Consider the following 14,211-nt stretch of genomic DNA (forward strand, 5'->3'; position numbering starts at 1 on the left):
TTCAATTTAAACTGAACGATTGATCAACATGGACTTAATATGCCCAATCGCTTTCGTCGGGTTCAATCCTTTCGGACAAACACTGACACAGTTCATAATACCGTGGCAACGAAAAACGCTAAATGCATCATCAAGATTCGATAGGCGTTCATCTGTTGCTGTATCACGGCTGTCAATCAACCAACGATAAGCGGCCAACAAGCCTGCAGGTCCGATAAATTTATCCGGATTCCACCAGAATGAAGGACAAGAGGTCGTACAGCAAGCGCACATAATACACTCGTACAGACCATCTAAATGTGCCCGTTCTTCTGGGGATTGCAAGTTCTCTCTTGATGGAGGAAGTGCATCATCAGCAATCAAGAAAGGCTTAACTTTCGCGTAGTTATCGTAAAACTGAGTCATGTCGACAATCAAGTCACGAATAACTGGCAATCCAGGTAGAGGGCGTATCACAATTTTGTCGCCTTTGAGTGCAGACAATGGCGTGATACAAGCCAGACCATTTTTACCATTCATATTCAGACCGTCCGAACCACAAACCCCTTCACGGCATGAGCGACGGAAAGCAATGCTTGGATCTTGTTCTTTGAGTAGAATCAGCGCATCCAACAACATCATGTCAGACCCTTCTTCTACCTCAAGAATGTAGTCTTTCATGTATGGCTTTGCATCCACATCCGGATTGTAACGATATAAAGAGAAGTTGAGTTTCATTTTGAGTACCTCCCTTAATATGAACGCACTTTAGGCGGGAACGGGTCACGGTGAACAGGTGTCATATTCACATCACGTTTACTCATCTGTTCCGTTTCCGGATTGTAGATTGAGTGACACAGCCAGTTTTCATCGTCACGATCTGGATAGTCGAAGCGAGCATGAGCACCACGGCTTTCAGTACGATAGTTTGCCGCCACAGCCGTAGAAAATGCGGTTTCCATCAGGTTATCCAGCTCTAAACATTCGATACGCTGAGTGTTGAATTCTGACGATTTATCAGCAAGATGCGCATCTTTCAGGCGTTCGCGAATCACTTTCAACTCTTCAAGACCTTCGGCCATCGCTTTACCTTCACGGAATACCGAGAAGTTATTTTGCATGCAGCGTTGCAGATCTTTACGGATAACCACAGGGTCTTCGCCACCTTTGCTGTTCTCCCAGCGCATGGTACGAGCCAAAGAGGCTTCGATATCCGATGCGGTTGCTGGGCGAGCCTCTGCTTGAGCACGCAGAGTTTCACCAAGATGCAGACCTGTCGCACGGCCAAATACCACGAGATCAAGCAGTGAGTTACCACCTAAACGGTTAGCACCATGTACCGATACAGAGGCAATTTCGCCACAAGCGAACAGGCCTTGTACTTCCACATCTTTACCACTGCGGTCTTGCTTAATCGCTTGACCCGAAACTTGTGTTGGTACACCACCCATCATGTAGTGACAGGTTGGAATAACTGGAATTGGCTCTTTCACTGGATCCACGTGAGCAAAGGTACGTGATAGTTCACAGATACCCGGTAGACGTGATTCCAATACATCACGACCTAAGTGATCCAATTTCAGTTTGATGTGTGGACCCCAAGGACCGTCACAACCACGGCCTTCACGGATCTCGATCATCATTGAACGAGCAACCACGTCACGACCTGCCAAGTCTTTGGCATTCGGTGCGTAGCGTTCCATGAAACGTTCGCCGTCTTTATTCAGTAGATAGCCGCCTTCACCACGGCAACCTTCCGTCACCAGTACACCGGCACCTGCAATGCCTGTTGGGTGGAATTGCCACATTTCCATATCTTGCATTGGTACACCAGCACGCAATGCCATGCCAACACCATCACCAGTATTGATGTGTGCGTTAGTCGTTGAGGCGTAAATACGGCCCGCACCACCCGTAGCAAGTACGGTCGCTTTGGCTTTGAAATAGCAAATTTCGCCGGTTTCCATACAGATAGCGGTACAACCAAGTACAGCACCATCTTGGTTTTTCACCAAATCCAACGCATACCATTCCGAGAAAATGGTGGTCTTATGCTTCACGTTTTGTTGGTAAAGCGTGTGCAATAGGGCATGACCAGTACGGTCAGCAGCAGCAGCAGTACGCGCCGCTTGTTCACCACCAAACTCTTTTGACTGACCGCCAAAAGGACGCTGGTAAATTGTACCATCCTCGAAACGAGAAAACGGCAGACCCATTTTCTCAAGTTCAATCACTGATTCAGGGCCGTTTTTACACATGTATTCGATAGCATTTTGGTCACCGATATAGTCGGAACCCTTTACCGTATCGTACATGTGCCATTGCCAATCATCTTTATGTGAGTTACCCAATGCCACAGTAATACCACCTTGAGCTGATACGGTGTGTGAACGAGTTGGGAACACTTTTGAAAGCAGAGCACAAGTTAAACCTTGCTCAGAAATCTGTAGTGCAGCACGCATACCTGCACCACCCGCGCCGATTACAACGGCGTCAAAGGAACGAACTGGAATAGTCACTTAGGCACCCCACAATACAAATAGGCCAGAGAAGAAGTATCCAAACAAAACTGCGATGACCACCAACTGTAGCCCCGCACGCAATTTGGAACACTTAATGTAATCCGTCAGTACTTGCCATAGACCAATCCAGCCATGGATTAATACTGATACTAATGCCAACATTGTGAAGACTTTGGTGAACGTGCTACCAAAGAATTGAGTCCACGCAACATACGAAATGTCCGTGAACGCGCAAAAACTTACGATATAGATGGTGTAGAGCACCATGATGATCGCAGAGGCACGAATCAACAGAAAATCGTGCACACCGTTACGACCAAACGAAGAAACATGTTTTACCATACCAGAACCCCCGCCAGCAGAGACAATACGACAGTAGCAGCAAAAGCCACCTTGGCGCTCGCGGCACCGGATTCCAACTCTTCAAAATGCCCAAGATCCATCAATAAATGACGAATACCACCAGCAATGTGGTAGGCCAAAGCAGTTAGGATTCCCCACAGCACAAATTTCACAAGAAAGCTGTCAACAATGTTGCTCGCTTCCATGAATCCGACAGGTGAGGAGAGAGAGAGGGATAGCAACCAAAGCAAAATCCCAACCGCAACAAACGTAATCACCCCCGACACACGGTGGAGGATGGATGCGATTGCTGAGATCGGAAAGTGGATGGTCTGCAAATCTAAATTAACAGGTCTTGACTTTCTTTCTTTCACGGGCTTGCTCACTCAGCTCCATTGAGCATTTATAGTTATGGATGAATTCTGGTCGATAATGCGCATAAATTAACATTTATTCAACATTTCAGCCGCCAATTTGGCGAGTTAATTGTAGTTTAAATGTTAAGCTCAAGTCTAAAATCTCTGAGTCAAATTTCTTTCTAGCCTTGAATTTATAAGGTCTCTCACAGAATTTTCTGTGTCACTATACGGACTGCAACATTCTAATACAATTGCTGTAACAATTTTTGCTACACAGAACAGATTTTTAACTTTGTATGTATAAAAAATCAAAGTGAGTGCACACATCAGAGGAGAATCATTGACTTTAATTAAGATCGGACGTACAAGAATCACACACAAAACATCCTGGACGGATTAAATAATAAACAAAGGAGATGGTTATGGCGGATAAGAAAGCGACCCTTCACATTGAAGGTAAAGCGCCGATCGAATTGCCAATTATGGACGGATCCCTCGGTCCACAAGTAATTGACGTTCGTACTTTAGGCTCAAACGGTTACTTTACTTTTGACCCGGGTTTTCTTGCCACTGCATCCTGTGAATCTCAAATTACTTATATCGATGGCGCTAAGGGCATTTTGTTGCACCGCGGCTACCCTATCGATCAGTTAGCCAATAACGCTGATTACTTGGAAGTTTGTTACATCCTTCTTTACGGTGAAGCCCCTAATCGTAAGCAATATGAAGAATTCAAGAAAATCGTTACTCGTCACACCATGGTACACGAACAGATAGCGAGCTTTTTCCACGGTTTCCGCCGTGATGCTCACCCTATGGCTGTTATGTGTGGTGTGGTTGGTGCGTTAGCCGCTTTCTATCACGATTCACTCGATATCAATAATGACACACACCGAGAGATTGCGGCTTATCGTCTGCTTTCAAAAATGCCAACTCTGGCGGCAATGTGTTACAAATACTCGGTTGGTCAACCGTTTATCTACCCACGTAACGATTTAAGCTATGCGGAAAACTTCCTGCACATGATGTTTGCCACACCTTGTGAAGAATATGAAGTGAATCCTATCGTAGCTCGTGCTATGGATAAGATTTTCACGCTGCATGCTGACCATGAGCAAAATGCTTCCACCTCTACTGTGCGTTTGGCTGGTTCATCCGGTGCAAACCCATTTGCTTGTATTGCTGCTGGTATCGCTTCTCTCTGGGGGCCTGCGCATGGTGGAGCAAACGAGGCTTGTTTGCGTATGCTTGAAGAGATCGGCTCTGTTGACAAGATCCCCGAGTACGTAAGACGAGCGAAAGACAAAGATGATCCATTCCGTCTGATGGGCTTTGGTCACCGCGTTTACAAAAACTACGATCCACGCGCAACGGTAATGCGTGAAGCCTGTCATGAAGTGCTTAAAGAATTGAGCATTCAAGATCCGCTGCTCGATGTCGCCATGGAGCTTGAGCGTATTGCTCTGTCTGATGAGTACTTCATCGAGAAGAAACTCTATCCAAACGTCGATTTCTACTCAGGCATCATTTTGAAAGCGATCGGTATTCCAATCTCAATGTTTACCGTGATCTTTGCGATGTCTCGTACCATCGGTTGGATTGCACACTGGAATGAAATGCACAGCGATCCAGACAACCGTATCGGTCGTCCACGTCAACTGTACACAGGTCAAAAACTACGTGATTTCACTCCACTGCATGAACGCAGCTAGTGCATGATTTAGAAGAAATATAAAAATCCGCCTTCTTAGAAGGCGGTTTTAATATAAGCCCCCTAAAAGGGGGCCACGACGCTGTTAATCTCTCAATAACTCTAACTGCTGCTCTTGCTCAAGCTCTTTTTTGTCTTGATGCCGTACATACCGTCTAATGATTTCTTCATTTACACCTACCGTATCCACAAAATAGCCTCGCGACCAAAAATGATTTCCCCATAACTTTTTCCTGATATGTGGAAACTTGTTGAATAACCTAATTGCACTCCTACCCTTTAACACTCCCATCAACGTCGAAATCGATACTTTGGGGGGAATTATCGCAACTAAGTGGACATGATCTGGCTGAACATTGAGTTCCAAAACTTCACAATCTTTCATATTACAAAGAATGTAGATCGAACGATTTAGCTCTTTGACTACATTACCTTTTAAGATCTTAAAACGAAATTTTGGTGTCCAAACGATATGATATTTACAACGCCAATAGACGTGTGATGAACTTCGATAGTCGCCCATGTTATTTGACTCCTCTTACTTATGGTGAATAAGAGTTTGTCTTTAACATGGGCGCATTTTCGGGCAAAAGCCCCTAGGAACAATCACCACCGCTAAAAGCGGTGGTTTAGGGATGACAACAAAAGAGCGAGGAAATCTCGCTCTTTTTTATTGCTCTAAACTGGATTATCAATATCAATAAAGGTCACATCAAAACCGTGATTTTCCGCGAGCCATTCCCCTAACGCTTTAATCCCATAGCGCTCTGTAGCATGGTGACCTGCGGCAAAATAATGTATTTGCTGTTCTCGTGCCGAATACGTCGTACGCTCCGAGATTTCTCCAGAAATAAAGGCATCTAAACCTCGGCTAGCCGCGAGTTCAATATAGTCTTGTCCACCACCGGTACACCAGCCAACGGTTTCGATCGGTTTCTCTGCTTGATCAGGAGCGATATACAGAGGCGGGCGATTCAGCGCTTGCCCAATCCGATTTGCCAATTCTTGCCCCGTTAATGGCTGAGAAAAACGCCCAAACATTGCCACCGATTGTGAATGTCCTTCCAAACCGCCTTCAACGATAATCCCGAGTCGCTGCGCGAGCTGCGCATTATTGCCCAGTTGTGGATGAATATCCAAAGGCAGATGGTAAGCATACAGATTAAGATCATTTTGGATTAGAGCTCTAATACGGCGACCTTTCATGCCGCGAATCGCCTCAGGCTCACTTTTCCAAAAATAGCCGTGATGAACCAATAGCGCATCGGCTTTCAGCTCAATCGCAGCTTCAATTAAAGCCATGCTAGCGGTCACACCGGTGACAATTCGTTTTACTTTCGTTTTACCTTCGACTTGTAAACCGTTGGGACAATAATCTTTAATTAACTGTGGGGACAATGTCTCATTTAGCAAAGCTTCTAGCTGTAAATTGTTCATCTTGTAATCCATTGAGCAACAGAGATGGCGTGGTTATAACAATTTCAGGCTAGAATGTCGAAATATGTAAAAAGAGTGGTGATGATAAGATGGAGTTAAAACACTTAATGGATTGGGTGACCCACACCCCTGCCCTGTTTCAAACCAAAGCGCCTTTAGTTGGTAGACCCCCGTTTAGCAAAACGGTACGAGAACATTGGTCTGATTATCAAGGAAATCCGCGTTTAGGCTTTCTTTATCAGCATCTCTGTGGTCAATTATTCACCGCCACTCCATTTTATACTGCCGTTTCGGAAGAGATTCAGTTAGTTAATGAGGGGAAAACCTTAGGTTCAATAGATTTTTTAGCCAAAAACCGTAAAACAGAACACTACGAGCATTGGGAAGTGGCCATCAAATTCTATCTGCTTCATCAAGGGTTATGGTACGGACCTAATCCTGAAGATCGTTTGGATATCAAGCTCGATCATATGCTTAACCAACAGCTTCCTCTGTCTCAAAACCCTCTATTTCTAGAAAAACATCCATTATGGGCTGGAGCATCACAACACTTACTAATGCAAGGCCGTCTGTATACAAATCCTTTCTCTGATGAGCCAATTCCAACGGATTGCCTTGGTTACACGCTCAATGCAAGCCAAATCCAAGGTTATTGGTGTTTTCAGCGTGAGCAACATTTAATTGATGAACCTTTGTATCTGCTTGAGAAAGCCGATTGGTTGACGGGACGTCAACCAAGCTCAACACCTTATACAGGGCAAACAGAAGGGTTTGTGCATTGCCAAGCGGAATCTGGGAAATTTTGGTTTATCGTACCTGACCAGTGGCCAACGATTTAAGCGCTATAAAAGTAAAGGGGCGATGTCATCGCCCCTTATTCGCTTCATCACAATGATTATAAACCCGCATCTTTAAACACTTGGTTCACAATCTGCTGAGCTTCTGACTCAATCTGTTTCAAGTGTTCGGTGCCTTTGAAGCTCTCACAATAAATCTTGTAGATATCTTCAGTACCAGAAGGGCGTGCCGCAAACCAACCGTAATCCGTAGTCACTTTTAGGCCGCCAATCGCAGCGCCATTACCCGGTGCATGAGTCAGACGAGCCGTAATAGGATCTCCCGCTAAAGTTTGTGCCGACACCATTTCTGGAGACAGCTTCTTCAGCACATTCTTCTGTGGGCCATTCGCTACAGCTTGAATACGGCTATAGTGAGAGTCACCATGTTTTGCCGCCAGCTCATCATAATACTGCTGCGGGTTCTTACCCGTTACTGCAGTAATTTCAGCTGCTAGCAAACATAGAATGATACCGTCTTTGTCGGTGGACCAAGGTGTCCCATCTTGACGCAAGAAAGAGGCACCCGCGCTCTCTTCTCCGCCAAAACCAAAACGACCTGAGTACAGACCATCGACAAACCATTTGAAACCAACGGGTACTTCACACAGCACACGACCCAGATCGGCGACTACTTTATCAATCATGGCGCTGGAAACGAGGGTTTTACCCACCGCGACATTCTCTGCCCACCCTTGACGATGACGGTACAGATAATCAATGCACACCGCTAGGAAGTGGTTAGGATTCATCAAACCTTTTGGCGTAACAATGCCGTGACGATCGTAATCAGGATCGTTACCGAAAGCTAAGTCGTACTCATCTTTCAGCGCCAGCAAACCCGCCATTGCATAAGGTGAAGAACAATCCATGCGGATCACGCCATCTTTATCTAATGACATGAACTGGAAGCTTGGATCAATGGCTTCACTGACCAGCGTTAAATCGAGTTGGTAAGCTTTGCCAATTTGACGCCAGTAATCAATGCCACTACCACCCAGAGGATCCACTCCAATTTTGAGCTTGGCCTTTTGGATTGCCGCCATATCAACCACATTGACCAAATCATCAACGTAAGTCTTAACCAAATCGACTTGCTTGAGTAAAGAAGATTGTTTTGCCAAAGCAATCGGCATGCGTTTTACACCAACAAGCTGCTGACTGATGTAAGCATTAGCACGATCTTCAATCGCTTGGGTTAGCTCACCTTCTGCAGGACCACCGTGTGGTGGATTGTATTTGATACCACCGTCTTGTGGTGGGTTGTGCGAAGGCGTAATTACAATACCGTCTGCTTTATCTGCATGCTTCAGGTTGTACGTTAAAATGGCGTGTGAAATGCCCGGGGTTGGAGTGTAACCGTTATTTTCTTGAACAATCACTTCGATGCCATTGGCAATCAACACTTCTAGAACGCTGCTAAATGCAGGTTCAGACAGCGCATGAGTATCTTTACCAATGAAGATCGGACCGGTCACGCCATGCTCACGGCGTACATCCGCTACCGCTTGTGCAATCGCAAGAATATGATGTTCATTAAAGGTTGTTTTATCCGCAGTACCTCGGTGTCCCGATGTACCAAACTCAACTTTATGTGCCATATTTCCAGCTTCTGGCTGGAGTAGGTAATAATTTGCAACTAGCGCAGGGATATTGTAAAGATCCTCTTGTCGCGCCTTTTGTCCTGCACGAGGGTGCATAGCCATAGTGACATCCTTTCTTTAAATTTCACATAAAATAAAACCTCATAATAGCGGCGTAACGCTGCACATTATGAGGCTTGAATCAGAGTTTTGGGCTGTAATCAGCAAAAATCAAATAGAATGGGTAACTTTCTCAATAATGTCGCTAGGGAAACCCATACGCACCATTACCTGTTCCACCATTTGTTGCTTACGGCTGGTATTATTATTGGTAATCACCCAAAACGGTGTATTTGGAATCGCTTTCGGTTTGGTGGTTTGCCCACTGGCTAACAAAGTCTGTTCATTATCTGCAAAATAAACACGCTTACGACCTTTCACCATAGTCGCTTCAGAAAAACTCGCAGAGTCGATGCGATGAAGAGTAGACAGCACTAGCATAAAACGGTCGATTGCATTCTTCAGGCCTGCAAATTCATCGGAAATCAGCAGTGAACGCATCTCTTTCACACCATCAATTTTGGTATCTAACGCTGCGTCTTTGCTCACCACAATGCCTTTTGGCTCAACAACAGGTGTAGCAGTGACTAACTCACTACCATCCACATTGAGAAGACGACGCAAAATATCGGAGGCACTTTCACCAATATGCAGAGTCTGGCTCGCAATGTAACGGTATAGATCCTCATCAACCTCAATTGTTTTCATTCGCTTTTCACAATCTCTATGTTTAAACTTTCGGGGATTATAGCGAGATCTTTACTGAGACTCTACGTTAAACCAATCACTAATAAGATAAAATGTCAGCACTTCTAAATTACAAACTAGAGGGCAATGGACAGACAGTCGTTCTGATCCACGGTCTATTCGGCAGCTTAGATAACCTTGGCTTGCTTGCTCGCGATCTAAAAAACGATCATCAGGTACTGAGTCTGGATCTTCGTAATCACGGGCTTTCCTTCCACTGTGATGAACACAATTATGCGCTGATGGCGCAAGATGTGAATCAGTTACTTGAGCATCTTAACCTCAATTCTGTCATTGTGATTGGCCACTCGATGGGCGGTAAAGTGGCAATGAAATTAGCCGATATCGCCGCACCGAAAATTCGCCAATTAGTGGTGTTGGACATGTCACCCGTCGCTTATACCCAGCGCCGTCATGATAATGTGTTTGCCGGACTCGATGCCGTGTTAGCGCAAAAACCAACCTCACGCAGCGAAGTGATGTCAATCCTTGCTCAACATATTGAAATGGAAGGTGTACGCCAGTTTCTCGGCAAATCTTTAATGTCAGATCAAAACGTGATGACATGGCGTTTTAACGTTGCGGCCTTGAAAACACATTATGCGGAGATTCTGGGTTGGGACATTATCGCCAAATGCCGAATACCAACCCTATTTATCAAAGGTGCAGATTCCGATTATCTGACTACTCAACATCAGCCTATGGTTCAGTCCCAATTTAGCCAAGCGAAAGCCCATGTGATTGCCAACACTGGTCACTGGTTACATGCAGAGAAACCAGCTGAAGTGCTGAGGGTTATACGCAAATTTATTGATTCCCCCATTTCAGGCTAACAAGTGTGAATTGAGAAACATTCGACGCATTAACTTTGTCGGATAACAGTGGTATAGTGCGCGCAAGCAATTTGGCATAAAGGAATATCATGCTTTACGACTATATGAACATGCTGGAGTCGGTGGGACTCGATCTATTGTTTGCCTCGATCTTTTTCCTGATCGGTATGGCAATTAAAGATGTGTTGAAACAAGGCAATGTTCCGGCTTTCGGGCGTCGTATTGTGTGGTTAGTTCTCTTTTTGGGGTGCGCAGGCTTTGTCGCCAAAGGCATAATTCAATTGACTTGGGAAGGCAGTGGGCTAGGTTAAGCTCAACGAGGCTTCGCAACTCTATAACAATCTAAAGGTAATGACTCTATGGCAAGTGTAGGTATCTTCTTTGGCAGCGACACCGGCAACACCGAAGCAATTGCAAAGATGATTCAAAAACAACTCGGTAAAAAACTCGTTCACGTACAAGATATTGCCAAAAGCAGCAAAGAAGACATCAATAACTTCGATCTGCTGTTGTTGGGCATCCCAACTTGGTATTACGGTGAAGCACAGTGTGACTGGGACGACTTTTTCCCTGAGCTAGAAGCCATTGATTTCTCAACTAAGCTTGTGGCTATTTTTGGTTGTGGTGACCAAGAAGATTACGCAGAGTACTTCTGCGATGCGATGGGTACTGTTCGTGACATCGTTCAAGCCAAAGGCGCGACGATTGTCGGCAACTGGCCAACAGAAGGCTACGAGTTCGAAGCATCTAAAGCACTGGTTGATGAAAACCACTTTGTCGGTCTGTGTATCGATGAAGATCGCCAACCAGAACTGACAGAACAACGCGTAACCAAATGGGTTAACCAAGTTTATGAAGAGATGTGTCTTGCTGAACTTGAAGACTAATTTGCAGAGTTAAACTAAAAAATCCCCTGACCTACAGGGGATTTTTTTATGTGTGAATTCGCTCAATCCCCAAAATTACCAGAACCAGTGTCCCACCCAAGGCGCAATTACTACGGTCACCATGCCAGCTAACATCATTACCACACTCGACACCACGCCTTCTGAATTACCGATTTGATAGGCTTTAGCTGTGCCAGCGCCATGTGCTGAAGCCCCTAAACTTGCTCCTTTCCCTAAGCGAGAGCGAATAGAAAGCGCAGTCAGGATCAGCTCACCAACAGCCATGCCGATTACCCCTGTCAGTACCACAAACAGTGCGGTTAGATCACTTTGCCCACCAATCGATTTCGTTGCTTCCACCGCAAAAGGAGTCGTGATCGAACGCATAGCGAGACTGCGCTGTAACAACTCCGGAAGATGAAGCCAACGCGCCAATAATACCGTACTCGAGATCGCCATAAAAACAGACACCATGACCCCAACGGACAAGGATAACCAGTGCTGGCGCAATAAGCTTCGGTTATCGTAAACCGGAACCGCAAAAGCCACCGTGGCGGGACCAAGTAACCATAAAAGCCAGTGAGCATCCGCCATATACGCTTGGTATGGAATGTGGAAAAACATCACTACGGCGACTAATAGAAGTGGAGCCAGTAACAATGGCATGAGGAATAAACTGCGTTTACGCCGATAGAGAAACTTACTCGCGTAGTAAAACAACAGCGTTAACAAAAAACAAAATAGGCTGAGCAAGGAAGTCGACATGAATTCTATTTCTCCACGCTGCGAGCCAGAGCCATTTGACGACGTTTACGTTTGGCTAAAACCAGCTCAACTCGATGCATTTTATCAACAACCCAAGCAGTACTAGCGATCACTAAGATGGTACTAGCCACTAAAACCACCGCAATTTTTATCCCCTCTTGGCGCATCAAATCTTGATAATTCACCACCGCTACCACGGCCGGCACAAAAAACAACAACATTTCAGCCAACAGCCAGCTGGCTCCACGCCGAAACCACTCCACATTCACCACTTTGAGCATAACCAGTAACAATAAAAGCAGCATACCCGTTAAATTCGCAGGCAATGGAATGTAAAACTGATTGACTAACCAGTCAGAGAAAAACCAAATCAATGAAAGTGCGGCGACTTGGGCCGCAATCAGCAGGCTATGTTTTAACGAGAGAGCATGCTTGAACGCTTGCATGAGGATTGCCTTGATAGAATGGGAACCAGATCACATTGTATTCTTGAGTAATACCGGCATAAAATGACTTAAATTTATCAAATTCATGCCATTTGGGCATACAAAGAGGCAACTGATGGATATCCGGGCTCTGCGCTACTTCGTTGAATTAATCAACCAACAGAGTTTTACTAAAGCCTCTGAACGTCTTTTTGTTACCCAGCCCACCATCAGTAAGATGATCCGCAATTTGGAGCAGGAGTTAGAACAACCGCTACTACATCGTGAAGGCCGACGTTTTTGGCTGACTGAAGCGGGGGAAATCGTCTATCAAAGAGCACAACAGATTTTGACTCAAATGCAGCAATTAGAAGCGGAACTGACAGACCTTAATCAGTTACAGCGTGGGCATTTACGTCTGGGGATCCCGCCTATGGTTGGGCATGTTTACGCACGGCTATTCCGCCAATACCGCCAAACTTACCCCAACGTAGAATTAACCGTGGTCGAATATGGTGGACGCAAAATAGAGCAAGCGATACTGGATGGCGAGATTGACGTAGCAGTGACCATGCTTTCTCCTAATCAACATCCCGATCTCAACACCATAGCTCTCGATCATTACCCCATTTTTGCTGTAGTGCCAGATATTCCCCGTTGGCGTGAACAAAATACGCTTCGTTGGACGCAACTCAGCCAAGAGCCGTTCTATCTGTTTACCCATGAATTTACCTTGAGTGACCACATTCATACCTGTTGCCAAGCTGCGGGCTATACGCCACAAGTTGCCGCACGCAGTAGCCAGTGGGATTTTTTGGTCGCATTAGTCAAAAGTGGAGTCGGCGTGTGTTTTCTACCAGCACCACTTTGCCAAAGAATTCAAGGTGATGGAGTGTTAATCTACCCTATTACTCCCACCATAGATTGGCGTTTGGGCGTCATTTGGCATCGTGAGCGTTATGTTTCAAAAACAGCAGAAGCTTGGATTGCCTTATGCCGCCGTCAAAATATCTAACTCACTCAATACACTCGATAGAACTCTCGCGGTATTGCGGCTTTTTGCGTACATACAGTTTACGCTGCACTTCAGACACCACTTCTCCCTGGGCATTTTTGACATGTACAATGAACTCTGGAAAGCATTTATCACCTTCTGCCGTTGAAGCCAGAATCCAATCTAACATCTCTTGAGTTATGCGAAATTCTGCGAATAAATCGGTATCGCCCGGTTTAATAAAGTTAATGCTCGCTTCTTTATCCCACACGTAATAACGCTCACCCAATATTCCCATCAGCATCAAGGCATAAACCGGATCGGTCAGTGAAAAAATACTGCCCCCGTATTGAGTCCGGTTGGCGTTTTTATTCCACCAGCGTAATTTCAAGCGGATGCGAACTTCACGAAAATCCGCACTGATTGAATCGATATGGATCCCAGCGCCCCAAAAAGGAGGCCAAGAGTTTAGTGCCCACTTCACAATATTCGGTTGATAAAGCTTAGAGAGTGTTTTATTCATACCCTGAGTGCCCTAGACTTCGGTTTGGACAGCCACTGTAATGGATGAACTGGGCTGCCGAGTATTCATACCATCATTGTTAAATAATTGTAACTGGTAAGAGCACTTCGTTCAGTGATTTGACTCGACTTTGCAGGTTTCTCATTAACCTCTTGAAGTTCGTGGTTTATTGTTCGCGGTGACTCACCTATAATGCAAAGCAACATTG

General features: G+C 45.3%; 17 protein-coding genes. 6 read left to right on the forward strand and 11 right to left on the reverse strand.

Annotated features, from left to right (window positions below; translation table 11 throughout):
- Positions 1–6: 6 nt before the first annotated feature.
- Genes MKA69_RS00560 through sdhC form a run of 4 tightly spaced genes read right to left on the reverse strand, consistent with a single transcriptional unit; the run spans position 7 to position 3,229 of the window.
- Positions 7–717: a succinate dehydrogenase iron-sulfur subunit gene (locus MKA69_RS00560; protein WP_055035433.1), complete on the reverse strand. Its 711-nt coding sequence runs from the start codon at positions 715–717 to the stop codon at positions 7–9.
- Between the two features lie 14 nt (positions 718–731).
- A complete protein-coding gene (sdhA, locus tag MKA69_RS00565) occupies positions 732–2,498 on the reverse strand; it encodes a succinate dehydrogenase flavoprotein subunit (protein WP_305847351.1) in 1,767 nt (588 codons plus the stop codon).
- Positions 2,499–2,843 carry a succinate dehydrogenase, hydrophobic membrane anchor protein gene (sdhD, locus tag MKA69_RS00570; protein ID WP_000238618.1) on the reverse strand — a complete coding sequence of 115 codons (345 nt, stop codon included), beginning with the start codon at positions 2,841–2,843 and terminating at the stop codon, positions 2,499–2,501.
- Complete coding sequence (sdhC, locus tag MKA69_RS00575) at positions 2,837–3,229, reverse strand: succinate dehydrogenase cytochrome b556 subunit (protein WP_055035431.1); 393 nt, start codon at positions 3,227–3,229, stop codon at positions 2,837–2,839. The genes sdhD and sdhC overlap by 7 nt, the downstream gene beginning before the upstream one ends.
- Positions 3,230–3,624: 395 nt before the next feature.
- Between sdhC and MKA69_RS00580 the strand changes: the two genes are divergently transcribed.
- Positions 3,625–4,914 (forward strand): citrate synthase, encoded by a 1,290-nt coding sequence (locus MKA69_RS00580; protein ID WP_000763929.1) that lies wholly within the window; start codon positions 3,625–3,627, stop codon positions 4,912–4,914.
- An 84-nt stretch (positions 4,915–4,998) separates the two neighbouring features.
- Here MKA69_RS00580 and tnpA read toward each other — a convergent pair whose 3' ends face one another.
- On the reverse strand, positions 4,999–5,436 hold the full coding sequence (gene tnpA, locus MKA69_RS00585; RefSeq protein ID WP_305847352.1) for an IS200/IS605-like element IS1004 family transposase: 438 nt from the start codon (positions 5,434–5,436) through the stop codon (positions 4,999–5,001).
- A 155-nt stretch (positions 5,437–5,591) separates the two neighbouring features.
- A complete protein-coding gene (locus MKA69_RS00590; protein WP_176470657.1) occupies positions 5,592–6,350 on the reverse strand; it encodes a Nif3-like dinuclear metal center hexameric protein in 759 nt (252 codons plus the stop codon).
- A gap of 89 nt (positions 6,351–6,439) precedes the next feature.
- Between MKA69_RS00590 and MKA69_RS00595 the strand changes: the two genes are divergently transcribed.
- Positions 6,440–7,189: a DUF1853 family protein gene (locus MKA69_RS00595; RefSeq protein WP_055029954.1), complete on the forward strand. Its 750-nt coding sequence runs from the start codon at positions 6,440–6,442 to the stop codon at positions 7,187–7,189.
- A 56-nt stretch (positions 7,190–7,245) separates the two neighbouring features.
- Here MKA69_RS00595 and pgm read toward each other — a convergent pair whose 3' ends face one another.
- Together pgm and seqA are read right to left on the reverse strand one after the other, a co-directional pair.
- Positions 7,246–8,892, reverse strand: coding sequence for a phosphoglucomutase (alpha-D-glucose-1,6-bisphosphate-dependent) (gene pgm / locus MKA69_RS00600; RefSeq protein WP_305847353.1), 1,647 nt, complete (start codon positions 8,890–8,892; stop codon positions 7,246–7,248).
- Between the two features lie 108 nt (positions 8,893–9,000).
- Positions 9,001–9,537 (reverse strand): replication initiation negative regulator SeqA, encoded by a 537-nt coding sequence (gene seqA, locus MKA69_RS00605; protein ID WP_000848405.1) that lies wholly within the window; start codon positions 9,535–9,537, stop codon positions 9,001–9,003.
- A 92-nt stretch (positions 9,538–9,629) separates the two neighbouring features.
- Here seqA and MKA69_RS00610 point away from each other — a divergent pair, with 92 nt between their 5' ends.
- From MKA69_RS00610 to fldA, 3 genes are all read left to right on the forward strand, one after another.
- Positions 9,630–10,409 (forward strand): alpha/beta fold hydrolase, encoded by a 780-nt coding sequence (locus MKA69_RS00610; protein WP_305847354.1) that lies wholly within the window; start codon positions 9,630–9,632, stop codon positions 10,407–10,409.
- 89 nt (positions 10,410–10,498) lie between these two features.
- Positions 10,499–10,720, forward strand: a complete 222-nt coding sequence (locus MKA69_RS00615) for a DUF2788 domain-containing protein (protein ID WP_000965049.1) — start codon at positions 10,499–10,501, stop codon at positions 10,718–10,720.
- A 48-nt stretch (positions 10,721–10,768) separates the two neighbouring features.
- Positions 10,769–11,296 (forward strand): flavodoxin FldA, encoded by a 528-nt coding sequence (fldA, locus tag MKA69_RS00620; RefSeq protein ID WP_055028022.1) that lies wholly within the window; start codon positions 10,769–10,771, stop codon positions 11,294–11,296.
- 75 nt (positions 11,297–11,371) lie between these two features.
- Here the strand turns inward: fldA and MKA69_RS00625 are convergent, their stop codons facing one another.
- Both MKA69_RS00625 and MKA69_RS00630 read right to left on the reverse strand, forming a co-directional pair.
- On the reverse strand, positions 11,372–12,061 hold the full coding sequence (locus tag MKA69_RS00625; protein ID WP_055029950.1) for an LrgB family protein: 690 nt from the start codon (positions 12,059–12,061) through the stop codon (positions 11,372–11,374).
- Between the two features lie 5 nt (positions 12,062–12,066).
- Complete coding sequence (locus MKA69_RS00630; RefSeq protein ID WP_055029949.1) at positions 12,067–12,507, reverse strand: CidA/LrgA family protein; 441 nt, start codon at positions 12,505–12,507, stop codon at positions 12,067–12,069.
- Between the two features lie 115 nt (positions 12,508–12,622).
- Between MKA69_RS00630 and MKA69_RS00635 the strand changes: the two genes are divergently transcribed.
- Positions 12,623–13,501, forward strand: coding sequence for a LysR family transcriptional regulator (locus MKA69_RS00635; RefSeq protein WP_055032920.1), 879 nt, complete (start codon positions 12,623–12,625; stop codon positions 13,499–13,501).
- Position 13,502: 1 nt separating this feature from the next.
- Here MKA69_RS00635 and MKA69_RS00640 read toward each other — a convergent pair whose 3' ends face one another.
- Positions 13,503–14,003: a DUF4442 domain-containing protein gene (locus MKA69_RS00640; protein ID WP_055029947.1), complete on the reverse strand. Its 501-nt coding sequence runs from the start codon at positions 14,001–14,003 to the stop codon at positions 13,503–13,505.
- Between the last annotated feature and the right edge of the window lie 208 nt (positions 14,004–14,211).

This window comes from Vibrio sp. AH4 (genome assembly GCF_030710545.1).
GTDB lineage: Bacteria > Pseudomonadota > Gammaproteobacteria > Enterobacterales > Vibrionaceae > Vibrio > Vibrio metoecus.